The organism is Streptomyces sp. PKA51 (assembly GCF_057552455.1).
Genome location: NZ_BAAJPZ010000001.1, coordinates 336,820 through 361,106, shown reverse-complemented (window position 1 = coordinate 361,106; position 24,287 = coordinate 336,820). Strand labels below are relative to the sequence as shown.

Here is a 24,287-nt window from a genome sequence, read left to right as displayed (position 1 = left end):
TCCGATGAACGTAACAAGAGGACCTAAAATCATGTGATGAACACACCGAAGCGGATGTCACATCACCTGCACAGCGCAGGGCTGGGGGCGTTCGCCCAGGTGGCCTAGAATTGCGGGATTCCTCCGTTCACCCCGGACGCGGGCAGCCGTACGGACCCAGGAGGGGACAGCCGTGAGTGCGTTCGCCGAAGCGATGCGGGAACGGGTGCGCAACGCCCGTGCCGCCCTGGCGGCCGCCCGGGCCGCCGGGGACGTCTACGCGGCGGCGGTCGCCGAGGACGAGCTCGACGACGCCCTGTGGCTGGCCCGCGCGCACGGCGTGGAGACCGACCCGGCACCGGGAGAGGAGCCCGTCCCCCCGGAAAGCGGGGGCGTTCACGAGGACGGGTGATAACGGAATGGCCAAAGGCCGGGCCGGCAGGGTATGGAGCGCGGCGCCGGGCGAGTAGACCACCGTCCTATGCCACCGCTCCCCCATGGCGCCGGAGCTGCGGTTCGTGTGATGAGCTGATCATTGCCCCGTGCAGCAACCGGTCGCTCCGGCCGGTCAACCCGCAGGTCAGCACCGCAGGCCAATGCCCGGAACCCGGTTCGCGGACCATGCCGCGCTGCTACTGTCGCGCGTCATGGAGACGCTCTTCACCCCTGAGGAACTCGTCCGAATCGAGGCAGCCGCTCAGGAAAGCGGCATCTCCCCGCGCGACTGGGTGCGCGAAGTGGTGCTCCAGCGCCTGAAGGGCGAGTGGCGCCACGACATGGAGGACGCGATCTGGCCCGTCACCGTGCACCGCAGGCCCGGCGGCATCCTGCAGGAGCTGCACCACGCCGGCTGCTGGGTGCCGCGTGGCGGGGAGGAGACCCTGACCACCGCCGAGGCCCGGGTGCGGGCCGCCGAGTACGACGTCCGCTTCTGCGACGCCTGTGAGCCCGAACGGTTCCTGGTCCCCTACGAGTGACCGCCCCGCCGCCCCCGTTACGCTGTCCATTTCAAGATCAACGAAGTGGGTGGGGGAAGTACGGCATGAGGATATGGACGCGCCTCACGGGGTGGGCGACGGTGCTCACGGGGTACGCGACCGTCCTGCTCGGCGTGGTCCCGTTCCGGGAACTACCGCCCAAGCGGCATCAGTTGCTGCTGCTGGGGGCGAGCGCCGCCTGCGCCGGGTGCTGGCTCCTCGCCTCGGCCCTGGCCCGCGCGCGCCGGCGCGCCGCGCTGCGCCGCAAGACCTGGCGCCGGCGCTACGAGCCGGGGCCCGAGCCGCGCCCCTCCCGGCTGCTGTGCTGGGTCCTGGGCTTCGGCATCGCCCTGGCCAGCGGTGCGGCGCTGTGCCAGGGCGTGGGGCCGGACGGGGCGGAGGGCAAGTGGCTGGCCCGCGCCCAGCGCGCGGGCGGCGGCACCCACGAGGTGGACGTCGTGCGCGTCGCCGGCCAACCCCGGCCCACCGGGCGGGAGATGAACGACATCGACGAGTACGCCACCACGCTCGTGGTCAGCGTCCCCTTCCCCGACGGCGACCGGGACGTCACCGTGCCCGACGTGCACACCAGCGGCAAACCGGAGGCGGGCCGCACGGTGGAGGTCGTCTACGTGCCCGACCGGCCGGAACTGGGGGTCCGTCAGTCGCCCGGCAACGACCTGGACACCTTCGCCGGGCGCATGATCGTGCTGCCGGCGATCTGGACGCTCACCCTGGCCGCCGGCCTCGTCACGAGCATCGCCCTGTACCGGCGGGAGGCCGGGGTGCGCTACGCGCGTCGGTTCGAGCCCTGGGTGCATCTGCCGGCCGCGGTCGTCCTGCTGTGCGGCGCCGCCCTCGTCGTCCCGCTGCTCATCGGCTTCCCCACCACGCAGACCGGCTGGTATCTGGCCACCGGCTCGGCGGCCACCCCGTGGCTCGCGCTGACCTGGGTGGCCAGGAGCAGCTGAACGCGCCGAGCCCCCGCCCGGGGGCGGGGGCTCGGCGGGCGGCGCGCGGCCGTCAGGTGCGGCGGCGCCGGAAGGCGCGGCGGATCAGGAAGACGGCGATCACGATCAGCGCCACCACGAACAGGATGGCGAGGATCACGATCACCAGCAGGGCCGTGCCCAGCCGCTTGAAGAAGCCCTTCTTTTTCTTCTTGTCCTTCTTCTTGTCCTTCTTCTCGCTCTTGCCGGCCAGCGCCGTGTGGTCGCCGTGGTGCGTCGAGGCGTGCGCGGCGTGCGAGGCGGTGTGACCGCCGTGGTGGGCGCCGGCCTGGACCACGCGGTCGCCGGCGGAGGCCACGGCGAGCGGCGCGCTCGCCTCCCGCGGCGCCGGCGCCGCGGCGGCCGCGGCGGGCGTGGCCAGCAGCACGGCCCCCAGGAACAGGGCGAGCAGGGCGAGGACTCTGCGCGCCAGGCTCCCCCGGTACGGTCCGTCGTGCTTGCGGTCGTGCGTCATCCGCGCCCCCTGTGTCCGGTGCTGTGGCTGTGGTGCCGTGGTTTCGTGCCGCCCCGCGGGCGCGGGGCGGCCCCCATTATCGGCATACGGTCGCACCGCCCAGGAGGGCGCATGCCCGCACCCCTCACAGCGCCGGTGCGTCCGGCTCGAAACGGTTGCGCACCGCCGTCTGCACCTCGGCCTCCTCGGCCGGGTCGGCCGCCAGGCGCCGCAGCTGCTCCACGACGCGGGCGTCGGCCGTGGTGGCGTGGTGCGCCGCGAGCTCACGGGTGGACTCCTCGCAGTCCCACAGGCACTCCACGGCGAAGCCGGTGGCGAAGGAGGGGTCGGTGGCGGCCAGGGCGCGGGCGGCCCGGCCGCGCAGGTGCGAGGAGGCGGTCTCGCGGTAGACGTGGCGCAGGACGGGGGCGGCGCAGCCGATCGCCAGCCGCCCGGCGCCGTCGACCAGGTCGAACAGCACGGGCGCGTCGCAGCCCTCGGTGCGCACGGTGCGGCGCAGGGCGCCCAGGACGAGCGCGGCGTCGTACTGGGCGCCGCGGCAGGCGAGCATGCCGGCGGCGGCGGCGCCGAGCGCGTCGGGGCGGTGGATCCAGGCGCGGGCGCGCTCCAGGGCGGCCGCGCTGCGCATGCGCTCGAAGGCGGTGACCGCGGCCCGGGCGACCAGCGGGGCCGGGTCGCCGGCGGCCGCCTCGATCAGGTCGAGGGCCTGGGGGTCGTGGTGCTCGGCGAGGTAGCGCAGGGCGGTGGCCCGGGCGGCCTCGCCGCCCCGGCGGGCGGCCTCGATGATCTCCTCGCGGTCCTCGGGGCCGGCGACGGCGGTCAGGCAGCGGGTGGCGGGCACATGGCGTTGCTGGGCGGGGTGCTGCTCCAGGCCCGCGTCGGCCCACTGCAGCACCTCGCGCACGCTCCAGCCCGGGCGCGGGCCGGAGGGGCGCAGCTGGCGCTGCCAGCGGTCGAAGGAGCCGCGCTCGCGGGCCGCGCGGACGCGGGCGGCCAGGGCCGGGAAGCGCTCGTCGTCGGCCCACAGCCGCCAGGGCCGCGGTTCGAAGGCGTCGCGGACGGCGGTGGTGAGCGCGGCCTCCCCCTCGGGGGTGTGCGGGAACCGGGCGAGGACGGGGGCGCACAGGCTCAGCAGCCCGGCGTCGTCGTCGCGCAGGGCGAGCTCGTCCAGGGCCCAGGCCCAGTTGCCGCCGGTGGCGGCGTAGCGGCGCAGGAGCGCGAGGGCGTCGTCGCGGCCGTAGGAGGCGAGGTGGCCGAGGACGGCCAGGGCCAGGCCGGTGCGCTCCTCGGCACCGTCCAGCAGGTCTTCGGGGGCGAAGAGGTGCTCCTCGATCGCCCCGAGGTCGCCGTCGAGGTCCAGATACAGGCGCGCGTAGTAAAGGGAGCGGTTCTCCACCTGCCAGTCGCGGCGGGGGTCGCGGAGCACGCACTGGTTCAGCGCCTCGAGTGCCTCGGCTCGGGAGGCCGCGAGGGCGTGCAGCGTCCCGTCGCCGCGGCCTCGCTGCAGGAGGCCGAGCAGGGTGCCACTGGGCGCTATGTCTGGATCGAACATGGGGTCAGCATCCGGTGCGGGGAGTCGGCTGGCAACGGGATTTCCTCACGGACGGCATTCTTGCCGCGCTCCACCGCCTCCATGCCTGGTGAGCTGTGGGAACCGTGGTCCTCCCGAGCGCCGCAGCCTACCCGGAGCTGGGCATTCCGCCGAGTGGCGCCGGAAATGTCATAGTCATACCTCGGGCATATGCCTCAAGCATCACCGGTACGGGTATTGCCAAAGGCCCCCCGGGCGCTCGCTCCCTGTGTCAGAGTCGTCACGTCGAGCCCCGCCCGGCCCCGGCCGGAAGAGGCCGACGCCACCCGGCAGCGCCGGCCGGGGGAGCAGCGCCCCGCTTCGTATCGGAGTACGTGATGCCGTCCCCACTGTCCGCGAACCGACCCGCCACCGCACCGCCCGGCGGTGGGGACGGCGCGCCCGGCCCGCGGGCCGGCAGCGCCGAGTGGAATTTCCTCACCGACGAGGCCCTGTGGTCCGACGAGCTCTTCGAGCTCTTCGGCCGGCGCCCGGCCGAGGGCGCGCTGACCCTCGACGAGCTGCCCTCCTGGCTCCTGCCGCAGGACACCCCGGTGCTCACCGCCATGATCACCGGCTGTCTGGTGGACGGCCGACCGATCGACGGCGAATTCCGCATCGTGCGCGCCGACGGCGCCGTGCGCAGGATCCACATGATGGGCGAACCGGTTCTCGACGCCGACGGCTGCGCCGCCTCCCTGTGGGCGGTGCTGCGCGACCTCGGCGCCGCCCGGCGCGGCCCCGTGGAGGTGCCCGCCACCCGCGACCCGGCGCACCGCCCCCGGGCCGCGGCCGCACCCCGCGCCGAGCAGCACCGGCTCGCGGCCGAGCTGCAGGAGGCCGTGCTGCCCCCGTGGCGCGGCGCGCTGCGCCTGCCGCAGTGCGCACCGGCCGCCGGGGCACTGGAAGTGGCCGGCCACCACCTCGCCGCCGCCGGCGGCCCGGCCGGGGGCGACTGGTACGACGCCCTGGAGCTGCCGGGCGGGCGGACCCTGCTGACCGCCGGCGGCCTCGCCGGCCGCGGGGTGGCCACGGCCTCGGCCATGGCGATGCTGCTGGGCGCCGTGCGCGGCATGGCCGTCTCCGGCGCCGAGCCGGGCCCGCTGCTGGGCTGGCTCAACCACCTGCTGGAGACCTCCGCCCAGCCGGCCCTGGGCACCGCCGTGTGCTGCCGCTACGAGCCGGATTCCGGCACGCTCCTGTGGTCCCGGGCCGGCCACCCCGCCCCGCTGCTGTTCCGCGACGGGGCGGCGCGCGCCCTGCGGCAGCCGGAGGGCGTACCGCTGGGTGCGGTGGCCGACGCGGCGTACGCGCAGTCCGAGGAGCGCCTGCGGCCCGGCGACGTGCTGCTGCTGCACACCGAGGGGCTGGCGGGTGGTGCCTGCGAGGAGCGGCTGCGCGCCCTGGCGCCGCGGTTCGCCGCGGCGGCGGGTGCGCAGGAGTGCCTGCGGGCGGTGCTGGAGGAGTTCGGCGGGGGACAGCGCGAGGACGACGCGTGCGTGCTGGTCGCCCGCGCCGGCTCCTAGCGATCCGGTACGAGGGGCGCTCTCGCCCGGGGCTCACACGGGGAGGGTCCCCTTCCTGACCCGTCCCGGCGCCCGGGGCAGCACCTGCTTGAGGTCCTCGCGCAGGTCCTCGATCCGGGCGTACCCGGAGTACTTGCCGGTCAGCCGGTACATCTCGCGCAGCCGGTCCCAGGTGCGGTGCGAGGAGTTCTCCCCGATCGTGCTGAGCGCCATGCGCGCGAAGGTGTCGGCCTGCTCCGGCTCGCCCCCGATGAAGCAGGCGGACGCCATGGAGATGTAGTCGAAGATCATCGACCGCTGCTGCACGGTGCCCGCTCGCAGCTCCAGCGCCCGCCGGGCGTGCTGCTGGGCGACCGCCGCGGCCGAGGGGTCGTGCTCGGCGAGGGTGCGGTAGGCCAGGGCCTGCATGCCGTGCAGGTCCGCCTCGTCGAACATCTGCATCCAGTCCGGCGGCGGCACGTCGCCCTTGTCGGCGACGAAGAGCTCCTCCGCCTCGCCCAGGGTGCGGCGCATGGCCTGGCCGCGCCCCATCGACGCCTGCGCCCATGCCTCCACGGTGCACAGCATGGCGCGGGTGCGCGGCAGGGCCTCGTCACCGGCCCCCTTCTTCGCCAGCGCCATCAGGTCCAGCGCCTCGTCGGGCTTGTTCAGGTGGACCTTCTGGCGGGCCGCCCGGGAGAGCGCCTCGCCGGCCCGGGGCCGGTCCCCGCCCTCGCGGGCGGCGTGGGCGGCGATCAGGAAGTACTTCTGGGCGGTGGGCTCCAGGCCCACGTCGTGGGACATCCAGCCGGCGAGGACCGCCAGGTTGGCCGCCACCCCCCACAGCCTGCGCTGCAGGTGTTCGGGGTGGCGGTACTCCAGCATGCCGCCGACCTCGTTGAGCTGGCCGACCACCGCCTTGCGCTGGAGACCGCCGCCGCGGGAGGCGTCCCAGACCCGGAACACCTGCACCGAGCGCTCCAGCGCCTCGACCTCCATGGAGCCCACCGGCGTGGCCTCGTAGCGGTCGAGCCCGGCGGGCTCGACGCGCAGGGGGTCGTCCATGCGGGGAGCGTCCGTGGCGAGGACGGGATCGTGGTGCAGCCAGTCGTGCATCGCGCTGCTGATTGCTGAGCCTGCGGCGAGCGCGGCGCCCGCGCCCACCAAGCCGCGTCGGTTGAGCATGAGGTCCATTCCCGTGAATTCGGTGAGGACCGCGGCGGTCCGCTCGGGCGGCCACGACAGCTTTTCCGAGGACTGGCCCCTGCCTGCCCGTCCGCGCCGACCCAGTCCGAGGTCCTCGATGGTCACGACACGGCCGAGGCGCTCGGTGAAGAGGGCGGCCAGCACCTTGGGCACGGGATCGCGGGGGCGTTCCCCCATGTCGATCCAACGCCGTACCCGGGAGGTGTCGGTCGCCAGCTGCGGGTGGCCCATGGCCGCCGCCTGCCGGTTCACGAGCCTCGCGAGCTCGCCCTTGGACCAGCCGGCCAGGCCGAACAGATCCGCGAGGCGGGTGTTGGTTTCCCTCGTCACGTCAAGCCCCCAGGTTCCTCGGCTGACTTGACCGTACTCGCGCCGTCATGGGCCAGGCGAGTATTCGCCAGGCTTCGCCAGGGTGCGCCACATGGTGTGCCACCCGCGGTCGGGTGTGATGTAGAAATGCGCAACCCCGGCCACCCGGAAGCCCGAGGGCATTCCCCAGGGTGCACGACGGCTCCGGTGCCGGAAGCGCGGCAATTCGCCGACACGAAGGGATCCGTAACGCCCATGTATGCAGCATCGGCCTCCGTGTCCGCTCCGTCCCGGCCGCCCCGCACCCAGCAGGGCGGCGGGCCGTACCTCGACCCCTCCCACGCCGTGGGAGCCGCGTTCGGGGGCGGCCGGGGACGGCGGGCCCCGGGGCTCGGCGCCCAACCGCTCAGCGGGAGAATCGACTTGTCCGGCCCCCAGGGCGCGCAGCTGCGCACGGTGATCTCATCGGTCCATCGGATCTGCCCGGAGTTCAACCCCGTTCAGGTGCTCCGGCGCAGTGCCCGCTCGATCCTGCTGGTCGGCACGACCGGGCGCGCCACAGCGGTGGCCAAGTGTTTACTGGACGAGTCACCCGCGGCCGTCGAGCGGTTCCGGCAGGAAATAGCCGCGTACCGGGCGTTCGTCCGGCACCGTCCGCCGGTGCGGGTGCCCCGCCTGATCGTCGCCGACCCGGACGCGTGCGCGCTGGTCATGGAGCGGATGCCCGGGCGGCCGGCGGCCCTGCAGCGGCATCCGGTCGACACCCTGCCCCGCGCGGACGTCCGTGCGGCGCTGGGCGCGGTGTGCCGGGTCAACCTGTGGCGGCCCCCCGCCGGGTTGTTCGACATGCCGCTGGACTACGGCCGGCGCATCGCCCGCTACCACGAGCTCGGTCTGCTGACCGACCGGGACATGGGCGACCTGCAGAAACTGCTGCACGGCCTGGCGCATGTGCAGGGGCAGTTCTGCCACGGCGACGCCCAGCTGTCGAACGTCCTGCTCTCGCCCGCCGGCCCGGTGCTCGTCGACTGGGACAACGCCGGCTGGTACCTGCCCGGGTACGACCTGGCCACGCTGTGGACCGTGCTCGGGGACGCCCCGGTGGCGCGGCGTCAGATCAGCCAGCACGCGCAGGCCGCGGGTCCCACCTCGCGCGACGCGTTCCTGGTCAACCTGATGCTGGTGCTCACCCGGGAGATCAGGGCGTACGAGACGGCGGTGCAGCGGGCCCTGCAGGAAGGCGCGGCACCGGGCGCCACGCCGGAGTCCGGCGAGGAGCAGCGGCTGATCCTGCGACGCCTGCACGACGACTGCGCCATGGCCCGCCGGGCCGTCCGGGCGGCCGTCGGCACCCGCTGAGCGGCGGCGCTCCGGCGGCGCCGGAACGCCGCACCGCCGACCTGCGGCGTGTCGCACTCGCCCGTCCGGGCGAGCCGCCGGGCAGCGCGCCCACCGACGCCCGCGCCGGGAAACACCCGGCGCGGGCGTTGACGCGTCCCCGGCCCCCGTCCCAGTCTGATGACCGCCACTCCCGTGGGATTGACGGATCGTCTGCCGGGCCGGGGGCTCTTGATAGGTTCGGTCCGCAGGCTGATCGCGCACGCTTTTCTCCCGTTCCCCCTGCCCTGCCGGCCGCGGGAACGGCCCGCCTTGAGGAGGCCGCCATGCGAGGATCCGCCCCGGACGCCCCGACCGCCCTGCGCAGAGGCCGGCGAAGAAGCCGCCGTGCGCTGCGGGCGGCCGGCGCGGTGGCGTCGGCCGCCCTGCTGCTGCCCGTCCTGGCCGCGGGGCCCGCCGTGCCCGCGGAGCCGGACGGTGCCGGCGTGCTGCAGCAGCAGTTCGCGGCCGCTGCCGCCAAGTACCACGTGCCGGGCAGCGTGCTGCTCGGCGTCTCCTATATGGAGTCGCGCTGGGACTCCCACGGCGGCGCACCGAGCGTGACCGCCGGCTACGGGCCGATGCACCTGACCGACGCCACCACCGCGCTGGCCGGCGCCGGGCACCACGGCGATCCCGGTGAGGACGCCCGGGGCGACCTGGCCCGGCCCCGCTCGGCCGGCCGCTCGGCCGCCTCCGCGACGGCACCCGCGGCCGGGCCGGTCGCGGTGCCGGCGCGGCTGCGCACCCTGGAGCGGGCCGCCGAGCTGACCGGGATTCGGCCGGCGGCGCTGCGCGAGAGCACCGCGGCGAACGTGGAGGGTGGCGCGGCCCTGCTGGCGGCCGAGCAGAAACGACTCGGCCTGCCGCTCGGCGGGGACGCCGCCGACTGGTTCGCGGCGGTGGCCGGCTACTCGGGCGCCACCGACACCGCGACGGCGACCACCTTCGCCACCGACGTCTACGACGTGATCCGCACCGGTGCGCGGCGCACCACCGACAGCGGCCAGCAGGTCGACCTGCCCGCCGCGCCCCGCGTCGCGCCGCGCACCGGACAGCTGCGGCTGCTGGGGCTGGCCGAGCTGCCGGCCGGGCAGACCGAGTGCCCGGCCACGGTGGCCTGCGAGTCGATCCCGGCCCCCTACCAGCAGCTGGAGGGCAAGGACTACGGCAACCACGACGTGGCCGACCGTCCGCGGTCGCAGAAGGTCGACTTCATCGTCGTCCACGACACGGAGGGCACCTGGGAGACGACGATCAAGCTGATAAAGGATCCGACGTACGTCTCCTGGAACTACACGATCCGCTCCGGTGACGGGCATGTCGCCCAGCACGTGGCCACCAAGGACGTGGCCTGGCACGCGGGCAACTGGTATGTGAACGCCAAGTCGGTCGGCATCGAGCACGAGGGGTTCCTGGCGCAGCCCACCGCCTGGTACACGGAGGCGATGTACCGTTCCTCCGCGCGGCTGGTGCGGTACCTGGCGCAGAAGCTGGGCATCCCGCTGGACCGGCAGCACATCCTGGGGCACGACAACGTCCCCGGCACCACCCCGGCCACGATCCGCGGCATGCACACCGACCCGGGCCCGTACTGGGACTGGGCGCACTACTTCGAACTGCTGGGCAGGCCGCTGCACGCCACCGCGAGCCCGTTCAGCGGCATGGTGACCATCGCCCCCGACTACGGTGCCAACAAGCCGGTCTACACCGGGTGCACCAAGCCGGGCGAGACCTGTGCCGCGCACGGCTCCAGTGCGGTGCGGCTGTACACCGCGCCGCGCGACGACGCGCCGCTGGTCAAGGACATCGGCCTGCGCCCGGACGGCAGCCCCTCGACGACCGACGTCAACGACACCGGGGCGCGGGCCACGACCGGCCAGCAGTTCGCGGTGGCCGGCCGGGAGGGCGGCTGGACGGCGATCTGGTACCTCGGCCAGCGGGCCTGGTTCAAGGACCCGTGGTGGGCGCCGGCGGCCGTGGGCTCCCACGGCAAGCTGGTCACCCCGAAGGACGGGCTGGCGCAGATCCCGGTGTACGGGCGCGCCTACCCGGAGGCGTCGGCGTACCCGCAGGGCGTACCGGTGCAGGCGGTGACCCCGCTGCCGTACAAGCTGCTCGCCGGGCAGGCGTACGTGCTGGGGGCGACGTCGCCGAGCGAGTACCTGTGGGCGACGACCTTCGAGCCGGCGGGGCACAAGGTGATAAAGGGCAAGGACGTCTACTACGAGATCCAGTTCGGGCACCGGGTGGCGTTCGTCAAGGCATCCGACGTGGAGATCCGCCCCTCGAACCGGTAACCGGCCGCCAGGGTCTGTCCGGCGGATCACCAGCGCCCCGTAGGGGCGCGGGGAACTGCGCGACAAGCCACGACGCGCCCGCAGACGGGGCGCCGTGCCGCGCCCACGCGGCGGCAGCCGCAGATCGACGCCACGCGGCCGCGCCCCTTACGGGGCGCGGCCGCGTGGCGAGGAATCGCCGGCCGGGGCCCTAGCCCGCCTGGAACATCTCGGCGGGCAGCGGCTTCAGCAGCTGGTAGAGGTCGTCGGTGATGGGCCGGTCCCAGCTGGCGATGGTGACCAGCACGCCGTCGCTGCGGTCGAACTGCGTGCAGGAGATCCGGCTCTCGGAGCACTTCAGGCGCCGCACGATCAGCAGGTTGTCCTCGTGCATGACCGGCACGTCCTCCGTGCCCACGACGTGCACCGGCTCGTCGTTGCCGAGGGCGGCGAGCAGCTGGGCGACCTCGAAGGGCACCTGGTCCTCGGCGAGCTCGCGGGCCGGGGAGCCCTCGGGCAGGTTGCCGATGATCATCGCGGGGCCGCGTCCGCCGAACAGGTCGTAGCGGAGGAAGACCCCCTGGCAGCTGCCGTCGGGCGCGGGCAGCAGCCCGGCCCCGAGGTCGCCGGGCCAGTCCCCGGGATCCATGGCGAGGACGTCGAAGTCCGGCCCGGTGGGGGTGGCGGCGCTGCGGCGGCGGAGGAAGGACATGCCCACATCGTACGTGCCCCGCCCGCCCGTGTGCGGCGGGGGAAGCCCGTACGGCCGCCGGGTCGCGCCGGTGGTGGTTCCTACAGTTCCGGGAGGGCGTCGAGGGCGGCGCGCACGGTGCGTTCCGCCGTGTCGGGGTACGGGAAGCCGTGGGCCGCGGCCACCTCCCGGGCCAGCTCGGCGAAGAGGCCGGCGGTGGCGCGGGCGGCCCGCAGCATGTCCGGCGCGGTGAAGGCCCCGAAGATCTGCGGCAGGCGCTCCCATATCCCCGGGGCCGCCCACTGGCGCATGCGCGTGCCGCCGTACCAGACGTCGTGGCCGGGGCCGTACCGCGTCAGGGCATGCCACTCGATCATGGTTTCGAGCAGCTCCTTGGTGGTGCGGTCACGGCCCGCGGCGACCCACAGCTCGCCGCGGGCCAGGTAGCGCGGCAGGTGCGCCGCCTCGAACCAGAACTCCTCGCACAGCTCGGCGAACTCCCCGGCCTCCGGCAGCGGCGCCGGTGCCCGCCCGGTGGGCGCGGGCAGGGCGGCGGCGGCCCCGTCGGGGTCGTGGAGCACCTCGTAGCCGCGTGCGTGCAGGTCGTCCAGGCCCTCCTCGGCCATCAGGGCCAGCCGGGCGACCGGCACGATCTGGAAGTCGGCCTTGGTGCCGTCCTCGAAGATCACCAGCCGGGCCGGGTTGTCCCACGGGCCCTCCAGTCCGACCGAGACCAGCACCGGCCCGAACGCGCCGGCCCACTCGCCGGACTGCGCGTAGGGCTGCGGGTCGGTAGTGTACAGCTCGATGTCGTGGTCGGAGACGGCGTCCGCCGTCCCGTCGCGCCGGGCGCGGGAGCCCGTGCGCAGCACGGCCCGCACGTCGTCCCGTGCCCGCGCCCACTCCACCACGCGTACGACGATCTCTTCACCGGTCATGGAACGCATGTCCAGGACCCTACGGGATCCGGCGAACCTTGGGCGCCCCGTAGGGGCGCGGGGAACTGCGCGAGAGGCCACAACACCCAGGTGTGGCGGAAGAGTCGCCGGGCAGGCCCTACGTGAGGTCGAACTCGCCGTCGCGGGCGCTGAGGACGAAGGCGCGCCACTCCCCCGGCGAGAAGATCACCGCCGGGACGCCCGGGTCCCGGCGGTCGCGCATGGCCACGAAGCCGTCGACGAAGGCGATCTGGACGTTGCTGCGCCGGCCCTGGCCGCTCGACTGCCAGGCGGCCCCGGCGAGGTCGATCTGGGGCCTTGCGTCGCCTGCCAGTTGTTCCGTCGTGCTCTCCGCCACGTCCGCACTCCTCCCGGCTCGTCGTCCGCTCCACACTAGCGAGCCGTGCGGGTGCCGCACAGGCCGCGCGCGCCGCTTCAGGTCGTGGGGGCATCGGCGCCCACCAGCCACATGGCGAAGAACTGGGCGCCGCCGCCGTAGGCGTGGCCGAGTGCGCGGCGGGCGCCGGGTACTTGGTGCTCGCCGGCGCGGCCGCGGACCTGCAGGGCCGCCTCGGCGAAGCGGAGCATGCCGGAGGCGCCGATGGGGTTGGTGGAGAGCACGCCGCCGGAGGGGTTGACGGGCAGTTCGCCGTCGGCGGCGGTGGCCCCGCAGGCGGTGAGTTTCCAGCCCTCGCCCTCGGCCGCGAGGCCCAGGTTCTCCAGCCACATCGGCTCGTACCAGCTGAAGGGGACGTACAGTTCGGCGACGTCGATCTGCCGGCGGGGGTCGGTGACGCCGGCCTGCCGGTAGACGTCGGCGGCGCAGTCGCGGCCGGCGCGGGGCGAGACGAAGTCCTTGCCGGGGAAGAGGGTGGGCTCGCTGCGCAGGGCGCCGCCGTGCACCCAGGCGGGCGGGTGCGGGGCACGGGCGGCGCCCGTGCGGTCGGTGAGCACCATCGCGCAGGCCCCGTCGGAGGACGGGCAGGTCTCGGCGTAGCGGACGGGGTCCCACAGCATCGGGGAGGCGAGGACCTTCTCCAGGGTGATGTCGTGCTCGTGGAGGTGGGCGTAGGGGTTGCGCAGGGCGTTGCGGCGGTCCTTGAGGGCCACCAGCGCGCCGACGTCGGCGGGGGCGCCGGTGCGGCGGATGTAGGCGCGCACGTGCGGGGCGAAGAAGCCGCCGGCGCCGGCCAGCAGGGGCGGTTGGAAGGGCACCGGCAGGGACAGGGCCCACATCGCGTTGGACTCCGACTGCTTCTCGAAGGCGACGGCGAGGATGGTGCGGTGGACGCGGGCGGCGACCAGGTTCGCGGCGACGAGGGCGGTGGAGCCGCCGACGGAGCCGGCGGTGTGCATGCGCAGGACGGGTTTGCCGGCGGCGCCGAGGGCGTCGGCGAGGTGGAGCTCGGGCATCATGACGCCCTCGAAGAAGTCGGGGGCCTTGCCGATGACGACGGCCTCGACGTCGGACCAGGTGAGGGCGGCGTCGTCGAGGGCGCGGACGGCGGCCTCGCGGACGAGTCCGGCGAGGGAGACGTCGCGGCGGGCCGCGGCGTGGCGGGTCTGGCCGATGCCGGTGACGGCAACGGGTTCCTTGCTCACGGTCGTTCACCCTCCCCTTCCAGGACCGCGACGAGGTTGTGCTGCAGGCAGGGGCCGGAGGTGGCGTGCGCGAGCGCCCGGCCGGCCTCGCCGCGGTGGATGCGGGCGGCCGCCTCGCCGATGCGGACGAGGCCGGTGGCCATCACGGGGTTGGCGCCCAGCGCCCCGCCGGAGGGGTTGACGCGGATGTCGTCGGCCAGGCACAGCACGTGGCGCAGGATCACCTCCTGGTGGCTGAACGGGGCGTGCAGTTCGGCGATGTCGACGGGGGCGTCGAAGGCGCCGGCGTGCCGGGCGGCGAGCCGGGTGGAGGGCGAGTCGGTCAGGTCGCGCACGCCGAGGGCCTGCGGCTCGATGCGGTGGTCGATGCCGCGGATCCAGGCGGGGCGTTCGCACATGCGCCGGGCGGTGGCGCCCTCGGCGAGGACGACGGCGGCGGCGCCGTCGTCGGCGGGCGCGCAGTCGGCGGGGCGCAGGGGCGCGACGAGGTACTGCGCGTCGTCGGCGGCGTCGGGTGCGGGGCGGGGGGCGATGTGCGGGTTGGCGCGGGCGGCGGTGCGGTTGCGGTCGGCGACGGCGGCGAGCCGTGCCTCGTCGGTGCGGCCGGCGTCGATGAGGGCGCGGGCCTGCAGGGCGGCCAGGGCGACGGAGTCGGGCCACAGGGGGGCGACGTAGTACGGGTCGAGCTGGCGGCCGAGGACGTCGCGCAGGGGGCCGGCGGAGGGCTTGCCGTGGGCGTAGACCAGGGCGGTGTCGGCCTCGCCGGTGAGGATCTTCACCCAGGCCTCGTACAGCGCCCAGGCGCCGTCGGCTTCGACGTGGGACTCGGCGACGGGCGGCCAGGCGCCGACGGCGTCGAGGGTGAGGGTGAAGGAGAAGGGGCGGCCGGCGAGGTAGTCGCTGGAGGCCGAGCAGGTGAAGTCGGCGTCGCCGGGGGCCAGTCCGGCCGCCGCGAGGGCCTCGGTCAGGACGGGCAGCAGCAGTTCGGCCTCGGACAGCTCGGGGACGGCGCCGCGGTGCCGGCTCTGGGCGAAGGCGACGACGGCGACGTGCCGGTCGTACGGGTACGGCGTCACAGCAGCCCCTTGTAGGTCTCGTACGCGGCGTCGGGCTCGCCGGTGGGGCGGTAGTGGTCGGGGTGGCGGCCGTCGCCGCTCCAGACGGCCTCGACGCGCAGGCCCATGCGGACCTCGTCGCAGGGGATGCCGGCGATGCGGCCGTGGAGGGCGAGGTCGGCGCCGTCGAGGGCGATGTGGGCGTAGACGTAGGGCACGTCGATGGGCAGGTTCTTCGCCTTGATGTTGACCACGCAGAAGGTGGTGACGGTGCCGCGGGGGCCGACCTCGACCGCCTCGGTGGTGGCCACCCCGCAGGTGGGACAGGCGCCGCGGGGCGGCACGACGACCTTGCGGCAGGCGGGGCAGCGTTCGCCGAGGATCCGGTGTGCGGTGAGGGCCTGCAGGTGACGGCTCTGGGCGCGGCCGGGGCTGTAGGTGTAGGCGAGGCGGGCGGGGGCGGTGATGGCGGTGACGGGGTCGGGGAAGGTCCCGTCGTGCGGGCGGGGCGCGGTGCGGGCCTCGTCCGGTCGGTGGCCGGAGGGGTTCTCGCCGTGGGCCTCGCACGGCTCGAAGCAGGCGATGTCGGTGATCGCGCCGGTGCGGTGGGCGGCCCAGCGGATGCGGACGCGCAGGCCGGTGCGGACGGCGTGCGGACCGGGGGCGTCGAGGGCGTGCAGCAGGGCGGTGTCGGCGCCGTCGAGGCGCACCAGCGCCCAGGCGAAGGGGGTGGCCAGGGGCTGTCCGGGGCGGGGGTCGGGGTTCCAGGCCCAGGTGGTGACGGTGCCGGTATCGGCGATCTCGACGAGGTCGCCGAGCTCCTCGGCGGTGTCCGGGTCGTACTCCACCGGCGGCACCAGGATGCGGCCGGCGGGGGTGCGTACGCCCAGGACGGTGCACTCGCGCAGGCCGGTGAGGAAGGCGCGCTGGACGGGGCCGAGGGAGCGGGTGAAGGGGAACTCCACGACGAGGGGCGCGGTGAGGTGGTCGGGCACGGCCGTTGCCCTCCTTGTCTCGGGTGTGCGCTCAGGCGCGCCGGTAGACGGCGGGGCGCTTCTCGGCGAAGGCGCGGGCGCCTTCCTTCGCGTCGTCGGTGTCGAAGACGGGGCGGCCGTGGTCGAGTTCGAGGGCGAGGGCCTCGGGCTCGGGCAGGCCCTCGGCGGCGAGGACGGACGCCTTGACGGCCTCGACGGCGAGCGGGGCGTTGGCGTTGACGAGGGCCGCGACCTCCAGGGCGTGGTCGAGGGCGGTGCCGTCGGGGACGACGCGTCCGACGAGCCCGATGCGCTCGGCCTCCTCGGCGGTGTACGGGCGCCCGGTGAGCAGCATCTCCAGGGCGTGGGTGCGCGGGATCTGGCGGGGCAGGCGGACGGTCGAGCCGCCGATGGGGAACAGCCCGCGGCGGACCTCGAAGAGCCCGAAGACGGCGCTGCGGGCGGCGATGCGGATGTCGGTGCCCTGCAGGATCTCGGTGCCGCCGGCCACGCAGGGTCCCTCGACGGCGGCGATGACGGGCTTGCGGGGCCGGTGGTGGCGCAGCATCGCCTTCCAGTGCAGGTCGGGGTCGGCGCGGAAGCGGGCGCGGACGGCGTCGTCGGCGGGTCCGGCGCCGGCGAGGGCCTTGAGGTCCATGCCGGAGCAGAAGGCGCCGCCGGCGCCGGTGAGCACGACGGAGCGGACGGAGTCGTCGGCGTCGGCTTCGAGCCAGCCGTCGTACAGGCCGGCGAGCATGGGCAGCGAGAGCGCGTTGCGGGCCTCGGGCCGGTCGAGGGTGAGCACGAGGGTCGCGCCGACGCGCTCGACGGTGAGGTGTGCGGTGCCGGTCATGTCTCCTCCCGGTCCGTTGAGCGTGTCCGTCAGGGTGCAGGAGGAGGAGGCCGGGTTCAATAGTTTTCTGACACGACGTCAGATTCTTTGCCCGCCGCCCTTTCCGCTCGCCGCCGACGGCGCTGTAATGACCGCGTGGACTACAACCTCGCCGATCTCCTCGAATCGGTCGCGGGCGCGGTACCCCGCCGGCCGGCCCTGGTCCACCTCGACCACCCGGGCGGCGGCGCCCGGCGCGCCCTGACGTACGCCGAACTCGACGCGGCCGCCGGCCGGCTCGCCCACCACCTGCGGGCCGCCGGTGTGCGGCCGGGCGACCACGTGGGCCTGCATCTGTACAACGGCGTCGAGTACGTGCAGACGCTGCTGGCCTGCCTGAAGGCCCGGGCCGTGCCCGTCAACGTCAATTACCGCTATGTCGAGGACGAGCTGGCCTACCTCTACCGGGACGCGGACCTGGTGGCACTGGTCTTCGACGGCGAGTTCACCGGGCGCGTGGCCGCGGCGCTGCCGCGCTCCGGCGGACGGCTGCGGCACCTGGTCCGCGTGGGCGAGGCGCCCTGCGACGTACCGGAACCCGGCATCGAGCCGGTCCCGTTCGCCGACGCCGAGGCGTCGACCCCGGACGGGGACGGGTTCGGCCCGCGCTCCGGCGACGACCGCTTCATCATCTACACCGGCGGCACCACCGGCATGCCCAAGGGCGTGGTGTGGCGGCAGGAGGACCTGTTCTTCTCCGGGCTCGGCGGCGGCTCCCCCACCGGCACGCCCGTCCGGCGGCCCGGGGAACTGGCCGTACGGGCCGTCGCCGCCGGCGAGGGCCTGGTGTTCTTCCCCACGGCACCGCTGATGCACGGCACCTCCACGCTCACCGCCCTCATCGCCCTGGCACTCGGGCAGAAGGTGGTACTGCACCGCAAGTTCGTGCCCGAGGAGGTGCTGCGCACCGTCGCCCACGAACGCGTCACCAACCTCTCCCTGGTCGGGGACGCCATGCTGCGCCCGCTGACGGACGCGCTGGCCGGACCGCTGCGGGGCACCGACTGCTCCTCCCTGAACAGCGTCAGCAGCTCGGGGGCGATCCTGTCGCACACCGTGCGCGAGCAGTTCGCCGCACTCCTGCCGGGCGTGCGCCTGGTCAACAACTTCGGCTCCTCCGAATCGGGCTTCAACGGCACCGCCACCGAGGACTCCGGCCCCCGGCGCGGCTTCCGCCTGCGCGTCAACTCCCGTACGGCCGTGGTCGACCCGGCCACGCGCCGCCCGGTCGGCCCGGGCGGCACCGGCCGCCTCGCGCAGCGCGGCCACGTACCGCTCGGCTACCACAACGACCCCGCCCGCAGCGCCGAGACGTTCTTCACCCTCGACGGGGAACGCTGGGTGCTCCTCGGCGACCTGGCCACGGTCGGCGCGGACGGCGTGGTCACCGTCCTCGGACGCGGCTCACAGTGCATCAACACCGGCGGGGAGAAGGTCTTCCCCGAAGAGGTCGAGGAGGCCCTCAAGGCCCACCCGGCCGTGTACGACGCCCTGGTCGCCGGCATCCCGGACGCCCGCTGGGGCCAGGCGGTGGCCGCAGTGGTCCAACCCCGCACCGGCGCCGAACCCCCCACCCTCGCCGCCCTCCAGGCCCACTGCCGCACCCGCCTGGCCGGCTACAAGGTGCCCCGCATCCTGGTCGTCACCGACCGCATCCACCGTTCCCCGGCGGGCAAGGCGGACTACCGCTGGGCAAGGGCACTGGCCGAGGCCTCAAGGCGCTCGGGTACCCGCGACGCGTGAGGCGACGCCTACGGCATGCTGTTCCTCCACCGAGAACGACATGGGGGGACCATGCCCAGGCACACCACCACGATGGCGGCCCTCGCCACGGCCGCCGCCGCCTTGCTGACGCTCACCGCCTGCAATCCGGACACCACCGGCAACGGCGGCAAGCCGTCCGCCCCGCGGACCGCCGCCAGGACCGCGACGCTTCCCGACATGAACGGCAAGGGCCTCCAGTCCGCCCAGGACCAGGCACAAGCCGCCGGCTTCTCCCACCTGACCTCGCACGACGCCCTCGGCCGCGGCCGCATGCAGGCCCTCGACCGCAACTGGAAGGTCTGCACCCAGACCCCGAAGCCGGGCGAGCACCCGACGAACACGAAAGTCGACTTCGGAGCGGTCAAACTCGACGAGACCTGCCCTGCCATGGACCAGGGCACCGCCCCCGGGGCCACCGCCGGAACCACGATGCCCGACTTCAAGGGCACATCCGTCAAGGCCGCCCGCACGGCCCTGCCCGGCAACACGAGCCTCACCGTCAAGGACGCCACCGGGAACCGCATGATCCTGGTCGAGTCGAACTGGCAGGTGTGCTCCCAGCAACCCGCCCCGGGCACGAAACTCGACGGCCGGCCGGTGTCGCTCACGGCGGTGAAGTTCGGGGAGTCCTGCTGATCGGCGTCCTCCACCCCGGCGGGGGCACGCCCCCGCGCCCGGCCGGCACGGCAGGGCAGGCGCGCGGCCACCGGCACGAGCAGCTCGCCACGGCTTCACGGGACAGGACGCGGCAGCACCGCCGTCCCTTCCGCCGCAACCACCGCCGGGCACCATCAGCCGCAGTCGCCGCCGCCCCACACGGCGGCAGGCCTGTAAGCCATCAAGACGATGAGCAGCGCGAACGGGATCGCCACGACGTTGAACCACACGCTCACGTACGCGAGCAGACCTCGCCTCGTCGACCACAGATCCCTCCCGCAGCGCCGGCGCACACCCTTGGCGGCCAGGACGCACAGGACGACCGCGACCGCACCGAGGCCAAGGCCGGCCCAAGCGGCGACGTATTCCGTCAGCGGAGTCGGCGTCCGCACGGCCGTGCAGGGCACCGACTGGTCCATGCGGTGCCCGTCGGCGACCTTCGCGTACCAGGCGCAGACCGGGCCGAGGGCGGTGAAGACCGGCACCAGCAGGGTCTGAAGCGCCGGACGGGGAGGGACGGACCGCGGCGAGGTGGCCTCGTCGGGTGCGGGGGCGGAGGGGGTGGTCGTCAGCACCGGGTCAGCCTATGCGGGGGTGTCACCTGCCGGTTCGGGGTGGGTGACGGCCGCCACCGGTGCCGGCGGCACGACATGCTGTCAGGGTATGAGGACCGTCTTGCCCTTGGCACGGCCGGCCTCGGCGAGCCGATGAGCCGTGGCCGCGTCCGCCAGGGGAACCTCCCGTCCGACGTGGACGCGCAGCTTCCCCGCCTCGGCCAGCTCGCCGAGGCTCTCCAGGTCCGGGCCGGAGGGCTGGACGAACACCGTCTCGAAGCGAACGCCGTACTGCTCGGCCTCCTCGGCGGTCATCCCCGGATGGTGACCGACCGTGGTGACGAGCAGGCCGCCGGGCCGGAGCGTGCGCGCGGACCGGGAGGCGTACTCGCCGCCGACCAGGTCGAGCACGACGTCCACCGGGCCGACCGCGGTCGTGAAGTCCGTCGTCGTGTAGTCGATCACCTCGTCCGCGCCCAGCGACGTCACGAACGCGTGGTTGTCCGACCGTGCCGTGGCGAGGACATGGGCGCCGCGGGCCTTGGCGATCTGCACGGCGAGATGACCGACCCCGCCGGCCGCCGCGTGGATCAGCACGCGCTGCCCGGCCTCGATCCGGGCGATGCCCACCAGCGCCTGCCAGGCCGTCAGTCCGGCCAGTGGCAGGGCGCCGGCCTCCGCCGCCGTCAGCGCGGCGGGCTTGAGGGCGAGTTGCCCGGCCGGGGCCACGACGTACTCGGCGTAGGCACCCGCGGCCTCCGGGAACCGCGGCATGCCGTACACCTCGGCACCCACCTCGAAGCGGGTGACTCCCTCGCCCACCGCCACGACCTCGCCCGCGACGTCCCAGCCCAGGGCGAAGGGCGGCTCGGCGAAGAGGGGGAAACGCCCGGCGCGGACGGCCGAGTCGACCGGGTTCACGCCCGCCGCGCGCACCCGGACCAGCACCTCGCCGGGGCCGGCCTGCGGGCGCTCGGCCTGCGTGCCGTGCAGCACTTCCGGGCCGCCGAAGGAACGCTGGGTGATCGCAAACATCTGAGGTGCCATGGGATTCGACTCTCCAAGAGCTAGCGAGCTGGATTGATTGACGCGAGGAATATCGCTGAAGCAAATAACTACAGGCAGATATTCCCCATGTCAACTATCCGCGCATCAAGCGTCTCGGGTAGGATCGGTGCCGTGGACACCGAGGAACTCTTCACCGACCCCCGCCTCACGGCGATGGGGCTCCTGCTGGAAGCCCATGCCGGACTCAACGCCAAGCTGCAGCCCGTGCTCGACGAGAACGGCGTGTCGTCACTGGACCTCAACGCCCTGATGCGACTGAGCCGCTCCCCCGGGCAACGCCTGCGTCTGAGCGACCTGGCCGCCCAGACGTCCCTGTCCACCAGCGGCATCACCCGGCTCGTCGACCGGCTGCAGCGCGCCGGCCTGGTGCGCCGCGAGTCCTTCCCCGGAGACCGCCGCAGCACCTACGCGGTACTGACCGACGAGGGCGCCGACCGGCTCGTACGGCTCCTGCCGGACTACCTGGCCACGATCGAACGCTGGTACACCGGCCTGCTGACGCCCGGTCAGCTCCCGGACTTCCTCGCGTGCCTGCGCATCCTCCGTGACAGCGTGCATCCCGAGGCGACCGCGGGCGATGAGGAATGACACCGCTGTCACTGGACAGGGCAGCACTGTGCCGCCCGCATCGGCGGCCGGGTCGTCGCGAGGTGAAACGGCGCCACCGCCCCGTCGAGCGGCGCGCCGGTCAGGCAAGCGGAGCCCGTGCCCCGGCGCCGAAGCCGGTGAACCTGATCAGGTCCGCCATGGTGAAGTCGCCCGCTCGGGCGCTCGGCAGGGCCGGCTGCCATCCCGGGGCGTTGCCGAGGTACGACGACGGATCGGCCGCGAGCATGCCGGCGAAGACCTCGGCGACAATCCGGGATGGCAGCCGGCCCTGCCCGGCGTCCGTCCGGCGTCGTGCAGTTCCGCCTCGCGGAGCACGTAGTACCACAGCGGGGCCGGGCCGCCGTCCGGCAGGTCCAGGTCCTCGTCGTCGAGCGGCTCGATGCCCATGGCCAGCGCGACGTGCTGACCGCAGGGCAGTCCCAGCCGGGCGCCGCGGGTGAGGTTGCGCCGGGCGAGGTCGGTGATCTCGCCGCCCGCCAGCGCCGGCGGCAGGGCGCGCAGCGGCGCGGCCAGGTACCGGTCGATCCTGCGGGCGTACTGGAGGCCGTCCGATTCGGCCAGGTGGAAGAAGCGGCCCCAGTCGATCTGCCAGCCGGCGGGGAGCCGCCGGAATCCGCCGAGGTGCCGTGGTTCGTGCTGCGTGCCGGATGGCGGGCCGGGGCTGGGGACCGGCAGTGGTCCGACGGTGGCGTTCAGCCGGTAGGCCGGGCGTACGAGCGAGTGCCCGAACCGATAGGCCGCGACGGCGAACTCGACCGGCATGAAGATCTGGTGCCGCCAGGCGAAGAAGCGGAGCCTGACCTGCTCGACGGGATCGCCCTGCGGGACGAGGGGCTCCTGGTGCAGGACGTCCTTGTAGGTGACAGCGTCGACGATCCGCTTGAGGAAGTCGTGGACCACGACCCACTGGTCATGCCACCGTACGAGCCGCCGGGCGCAGTCGAAGACCTCCTCGCCGGCCCTGCGGTGCCGGACGTACTCGCTCCCGTCGCCGGCAGTCAGCCAGTCGCACACCCTGTTGTGGAAGAGTATGAAGGTGAGCTGGAGCTGGCTGAGGATGACGCTCTCGTCGTTCCGGGGGTCGCCGATGAGCGCCACGCCGCGCGGATCGCGCGGCAGATCGAGCTCGCCCCTGCCCTCGCCCTTCGGGGTGCCGACGACGAACCTGGGCGGGCCGGCATCCGGTGTCCGCTGGTACAGGTACGGCTGGTCCACCGGGCCCCGTCCGTAGACCGAGTCCAGATCGAAACACGGGGTGCGGAAGTTGACGAGCGCGTCGGGGTCGTTCTGCCGCTGGAGACTGGAGGTGAGGAGAGCGACCCCGTCGCGGGCGACCTCGCGGGGGCCGATCACGGCCTGGTAGGGGATCAGGCGTGCCGCGCGGACGCGGGCGCCGGGTGCCGTCGCCGGGCCGGCGGCCTCGGCGCGCAGGCCCGCGTCGAGGCAGTGCCGGACCAGCGCGGCGGCCTGCGGGGCCTCGGCCTCGGAGACGGACAGGACGGCGATCTGGACCGGGGCCAGCCAGGCCGGGAAGGCGCCGCCGTGGACCTCGATGAGGTGCGCGACCGCCCGTTCGACGCTGCCGATGCCCGCCCGGTGCACCGTCACCGGCCGGTGCTTGGCACCGTCCGGTGCTTGGCACCGTCCGGTGCTTGGCACCGTCCGGTGCTTGGCACCGTCCGGTGACGGTGTACTGCAGGTCGAAGCGGGCCGGCTGGTGGAAGTCCACCTGGACGGTCGACAAGGTCGCCGGCATCCCCGACGCGCGCTGGGGCCAGGCGGTGGCCGCAGTGGTCCAACCCCGCACCGGCGCCGAACCCCCCACCCTCGCCGCCCTCCAGGCCCACTGCCGCACCCGCCTGGCCGGCTACAAGGTGCCCCGCACCCTGGTCCTCACCGACACCATCCACCGCTCCCCCTCGGGCAAGGCGGACTACCGCTGGGCACGATCGGTGGCCGTCCGGGGCGCCGGGCTCCCCGAGGGTTGACAGGAGGGCTGCCGACGGAAGCCACTCCGCTACCGTGCCGGCCATGACGCATTTCGTACTGGTGGCAGGTGCACGGCTCGGGGCGTGGGCGTGGGACGAGGTGGTGCCGCATCTGCGGGCAGCGGGCCATGGCGCCCACCCCCTGACGCTGTCCGGACTCGCCGAGAAGCAGGGTGTGCCGGCCGGACAGCAGACGCACGTCCGGGACATCGTCGACGAGATCGAGGGCAAGGACCTGCGCGACGTCGTCCTGGTCGGTCACAGTTACGCGGGCATCCCGGTCGGCCAGGCGGCGGAACGGATAGGCGACCGGCTGGCCCGCGTGGTCTTCGTCGACTCCGATGTCCCGGCCGAGGGCCGGTCGTTCGTCTCCGCCTGGCCGGACGGCGGTGAGACGGTGAAGGCATCGATCGCCGGAAACGGCGGCTTCTGGCCGGTGGCACCCGCAGCCCATTACGCCGGCCAGGGGCTCACCGACGAGCAGATCGCCCGGATCGTGGCCGGCTCGACCCCGCACCCGGGCGCCTCCTTGACCGAACCGGCCGTGATGGCACGCCCGCTCGGCGAGCTCCCGGCCACGTACATCCACTGCTTGCTCGACGACGCCGCGCTCGCGGAGGACGTGGCCCTGCTGCTGGCGACCGGCGCGCGGTGGCGGCTGGTGAAGATGGACACGGGCCACTGGCCGATGTTCTCCCGGCCGCGCGAACTGGCGCGGATTCTCCTCGACGCGGCAGGGGATTGACGGCAATCCCTGCGGCCAGGACGCGCGGACCTTGACGTGCAAGCCGCCGAGCTGGTTTCGTCGGAGCGGACGACAGACCGAATG

22 protein-coding genes and 2 pseudogenes are annotated in these 24,287 nt (G+C 74.1%); 11 read left to right on the top strand and 13 right to left on the bottom strand.

From position 1 onward, the window contains the following. The first annotated feature begins 172 nt into the window (after positions 1–172). From AC27L3_RS01360 to AC27L3_RS01350, 3 genes are all read left to right on the top strand, one after another. Positions 173–391, top strand: a complete 219-nt coding sequence (locus AC27L3_RS01360) for a hypothetical protein (protein WP_487232089.1) — start codon at positions 173–175, stop codon at positions 389–391. A 235-nt stretch (positions 392–626) separates the two neighbouring features. Next, complete coding sequence (locus tag AC27L3_RS01355; RefSeq protein ID WP_487232088.1) at positions 627–956, top strand: DUF6233 domain-containing protein; 330 nt, start codon at positions 627–629, stop codon at positions 954–956. Between the two features lie 65 nt (positions 957–1,021). After that, positions 1,022–1,927 (top strand): hypothetical protein, encoded by a 906-nt coding sequence (locus tag AC27L3_RS01350; RefSeq protein ID WP_487232087.1) that lies wholly within the window; start codon positions 1,022–1,024, stop codon positions 1,925–1,927. A gap of 52 nt (positions 1,928–1,979) precedes the next feature. On the opposite strand, the gene AC27L3_RS01345 is transcribed toward AC27L3_RS01350, so the two are convergent. Together AC27L3_RS01345 and AC27L3_RS01340 are read right to left on the bottom strand one after the other, a co-directional pair. Next, on the bottom strand, positions 1,980–2,420 hold the full coding sequence (locus AC27L3_RS01345) for a hypothetical protein (protein ID WP_487232086.1): 441 nt from the start codon (positions 2,418–2,420) through the stop codon (positions 1,980–1,982). Positions 2,421–2,544: 124 nt separating this feature from the next. Further along, positions 2,545–3,972: a HEAT repeat domain-containing protein gene (locus tag AC27L3_RS01340; protein WP_487232085.1), complete on the bottom strand. Its 1,428-nt coding sequence runs from the start codon at positions 3,970–3,972 to the stop codon at positions 2,545–2,547. Between the two features lie 245 nt (positions 3,973–4,217). Between AC27L3_RS01340 and AC27L3_RS01335 the strand changes: the two genes are divergently transcribed. Continuing rightward, the gene (locus AC27L3_RS01335; protein WP_487232297.1) at positions 4,218–5,516 is read left to right on the top strand and encodes a PP2C family protein-serine/threonine phosphatase; all 1,299 of its coding nucleotides are present in this window, start codon (positions 4,218–4,220) and stop codon (positions 5,514–5,516) included. Positions 5,517–5,549: 33 nt separating this feature from the next. On the opposite strand, the gene AC27L3_RS01330 is transcribed toward AC27L3_RS01335, so the two are convergent. Next, positions 5,550–7,031 (bottom strand): DNA-binding protein NsdB, encoded by a 1,482-nt coding sequence (locus tag AC27L3_RS01330; protein ID WP_487232084.1) that lies wholly within the window; start codon positions 7,029–7,031, stop codon positions 5,550–5,552. Positions 7,032–7,265: 234 nt separating this feature from the next. Here AC27L3_RS01330 and AC27L3_RS01325 point away from each other — a divergent pair, with 234 nt between their 5' ends. Then, positions 7,266–8,369, top strand: coding sequence for an aminoglycoside phosphotransferase family protein (locus tag AC27L3_RS01325; RefSeq protein WP_487232083.1), 1,104 nt, complete (start codon positions 7,266–7,268; stop codon positions 8,367–8,369). Positions 8,370–8,674: 305 nt separating this feature from the next. Further along, positions 8,675–10,687, top strand: coding sequence for an N-acetylmuramoyl-L-alanine amidase (locus AC27L3_RS01320; RefSeq protein ID WP_487232082.1), 2,013 nt, complete (start codon positions 8,675–8,677; stop codon positions 10,685–10,687). A 190-nt stretch (positions 10,688–10,877) separates the two neighbouring features. Here AC27L3_RS01320 and AC27L3_RS01315 read toward each other — a convergent pair whose 3' ends face one another. The 7 genes from AC27L3_RS01315 to AC27L3_RS01285 form a co-directional block, all read right to left on the bottom strand. Further along, positions 10,878–11,378 carry a hypothetical protein gene (locus AC27L3_RS01315; RefSeq protein WP_487232081.1) on the bottom strand — a complete coding sequence of 167 codons (501 nt, stop codon included), beginning with the start codon at positions 11,376–11,378 and terminating at the stop codon, positions 10,878–10,880. An 80-nt stretch (positions 11,379–11,458) separates the two neighbouring features. Beyond that, the gene (locus tag AC27L3_RS01310; RefSeq protein WP_487232080.1) at positions 11,459–12,304 is read right to left on the bottom strand and encodes an aminoglycoside 6-adenylyltransferase; all 846 of its coding nucleotides are present in this window, start codon (positions 12,302–12,304) and stop codon (positions 11,459–11,461) included. Between the two features lie 109 nt (positions 12,305–12,413). Continuing rightward, positions 12,414–12,653 (bottom strand): DUF397 domain-containing protein, encoded by a 240-nt coding sequence (locus AC27L3_RS01305; RefSeq protein WP_487232079.1) that lies wholly within the window; start codon positions 12,651–12,653, stop codon positions 12,414–12,416. Positions 12,654–12,730: 77 nt separating this feature from the next. Continuing rightward, positions 12,731–13,897 carry a thiolase domain-containing protein gene (locus AC27L3_RS01300; RefSeq protein WP_487232078.1) on the bottom strand — a complete coding sequence of 389 codons (1,167 nt, stop codon included), beginning with the start codon at positions 13,895–13,897 and terminating at the stop codon, positions 12,731–12,733. Further along, positions 13,894–14,973 carry a thiolase domain-containing protein gene (locus AC27L3_RS01295; protein WP_487232077.1) on the bottom strand — a complete coding sequence of 360 codons (1,080 nt, stop codon included), beginning with the start codon at positions 14,971–14,973 and terminating at the stop codon, positions 13,894–13,896. The genes AC27L3_RS01300 and AC27L3_RS01295 overlap by 4 nt, the downstream gene beginning before the upstream one ends. Continuing rightward, complete coding sequence (locus AC27L3_RS01290) at positions 14,970–15,947, bottom strand: Zn-ribbon domain-containing OB-fold protein (RefSeq protein WP_487232076.1); 978 nt, start codon at positions 15,945–15,947, stop codon at positions 14,970–14,972. Before AC27L3_RS01290 ends, AC27L3_RS01295 begins: the two co-directional genes overlap by 4 nt. Positions 15,948–15,978: 31 nt before the next feature. Next, positions 15,979–16,779 (bottom strand): crotonase/enoyl-CoA hydratase family protein, encoded by an 801-nt coding sequence (locus AC27L3_RS01285; RefSeq protein WP_487232075.1) that lies wholly within the window; start codon positions 16,777–16,779, stop codon positions 15,979–15,981. 135 nt (positions 16,780–16,914) lie between these two features. Here AC27L3_RS01285 and AC27L3_RS01280 point away from each other — a divergent pair, with 135 nt between their 5' ends. Both AC27L3_RS01280 and AC27L3_RS01275 read left to right on the top strand, forming a co-directional pair. Further along, positions 16,915–18,561, top strand: coding sequence for an acyl-CoA synthetase (locus AC27L3_RS01280; protein ID WP_487232074.1), 1,647 nt, complete (start codon positions 16,915–16,917; stop codon positions 18,559–18,561). A gap of 51 nt (positions 18,562–18,612) precedes the next feature. Next, on the top strand, positions 18,613–19,218 hold the full coding sequence (locus AC27L3_RS01275; protein WP_487232073.1) for a hypothetical protein: 606 nt from the start codon (positions 18,613–18,615) through the stop codon (positions 19,216–19,218). 155 nt (positions 19,219–19,373) lie between these two features. Here AC27L3_RS01275 and AC27L3_RS01270 read toward each other — a convergent pair whose 3' ends face one another. Both AC27L3_RS01270 and AC27L3_RS01265 read right to left on the bottom strand, forming a co-directional pair. Beyond that, positions 19,374–19,814 (bottom strand): hypothetical protein, encoded by a 441-nt coding sequence (locus AC27L3_RS01270; protein WP_487232072.1) that lies wholly within the window; start codon positions 19,812–19,814, stop codon positions 19,374–19,376. Between the two features lie 81 nt (positions 19,815–19,895). Then, positions 19,896–20,840: an NADP-dependent oxidoreductase gene (locus tag AC27L3_RS01265; protein WP_487232071.1), complete on the bottom strand. Its 945-nt coding sequence runs from the start codon at positions 20,838–20,840 to the stop codon at positions 19,896–19,898. 132 nt (positions 20,841–20,972) lie between these two features. Here AC27L3_RS01265 and AC27L3_RS01260 point away from each other — a divergent pair, with 132 nt between their 5' ends. Next, positions 20,973–21,449, top strand: a complete 477-nt coding sequence (locus AC27L3_RS01260) for a MarR family winged helix-turn-helix transcriptional regulator (protein WP_487232070.1) — start codon at positions 20,973–20,975, stop codon at positions 21,447–21,449. Between the two features lie 147 nt (positions 21,450–21,596). On the opposite strand, the pseudogene AC27L3_RS01255 reads toward AC27L3_RS01260, so the two are convergent. Continuing rightward, a pseudogene (locus AC27L3_RS01255) lies at positions 21,597–23,232 on the bottom strand (peroxidase family protein); the annotation flags it as partial. On the opposite strand from AC27L3_RS01255, the pseudogene AC27L3_RS01250 reads away from it, so the two are divergent. Both AC27L3_RS01250 and AC27L3_RS01245 read left to right on the top strand, forming a co-directional pair. After that, positions 23,216–23,458 (top strand): annotated as a pseudogene (locus AC27L3_RS01250) (AMP-binding enzyme); the annotation flags it as partial. The pseudogenes AC27L3_RS01255 and AC27L3_RS01250 overlap by 17 nt on opposite strands. 43 nt (positions 23,459–23,501) lie before the next feature. After that, complete coding sequence (locus AC27L3_RS01245; protein ID WP_487232069.1) at positions 23,502–24,203, top strand: alpha/beta fold hydrolase; 702 nt, start codon at positions 23,502–23,504, stop codon at positions 24,201–24,203. The last annotated feature ends 84 nt before the right edge of the window (positions 24,204–24,287 follow it).

Coding starts and splice junctions, on each gene's coding strand:
- AC27L3_RS01325 (WP_487232083.1), top strand. CDS start 7,266: ATGTATGCAGCATCGGCCTCCGTGTCCGCTCCGTCCCGGCCGCCCCGC.
- AC27L3_RS01265 (WP_487232071.1), bottom strand. CDS start 20,840: ATGGCACCTCAGATGTTTGCGATCACCCAGCGTTCCTTCGGCGGCCCG.
- AC27L3_RS01285 (WP_487232075.1), bottom strand. CDS start 16,779: ATGACCGGCACCGCACACCTCACCGTCGAGCGCGTCGGCGCGACCCTC.
- AC27L3_RS01320 (WP_487232082.1), top strand. CDS start 8,675: ATGCGAGGATCCGCCCCGGACGCCCCGACCGCCCTGCGCAGAGGCCGG.
- AC27L3_RS01350 (WP_487232087.1), top strand. CDS start 1,022: ATGAGGATATGGACGCGCCTCACGGGGTGGGCGACGGTGCTCACGGGG.
- AC27L3_RS01275 (WP_487232073.1), top strand. CDS start 18,613: ATGCCCAGGCACACCACCACGATGGCGGCCCTCGCCACGGCCGCCGCC.
- AC27L3_RS01355 (WP_487232088.1), top strand. CDS start 627: ATGGAGACGCTCTTCACCCCTGAGGAACTCGTCCGAATCGAGGCAGCC.
- AC27L3_RS01345 (WP_487232086.1), bottom strand. CDS start 2,420: ATGACGCACGACCGCAAGCACGACGGACCGTACCGGGGGAGCCTGGCG.
- AC27L3_RS01310 (WP_487232080.1), bottom strand. CDS start 12,304: ATGCGTTCCATGACCGGTGAAGAGATCGTCGTACGCGTGGTGGAGTGG.
- AC27L3_RS01245 (WP_487232069.1), top strand. CDS start 23,502: ATGACGCATTTCGTACTGGTGGCAGGTGCACGGCTCGGGGCGTGGGCG.
- AC27L3_RS01340 (WP_487232085.1), bottom strand. CDS start 3,972: ATGTTCGATCCAGACATAGCGCCCAGTGGCACCCTGCTCGGCCTCCTG.
- AC27L3_RS01315 (WP_487232081.1), bottom strand. CDS start 11,378: ATGTCCTTCCTCCGCCGCCGCAGCGCCGCCACCCCCACCGGGCCGGAC.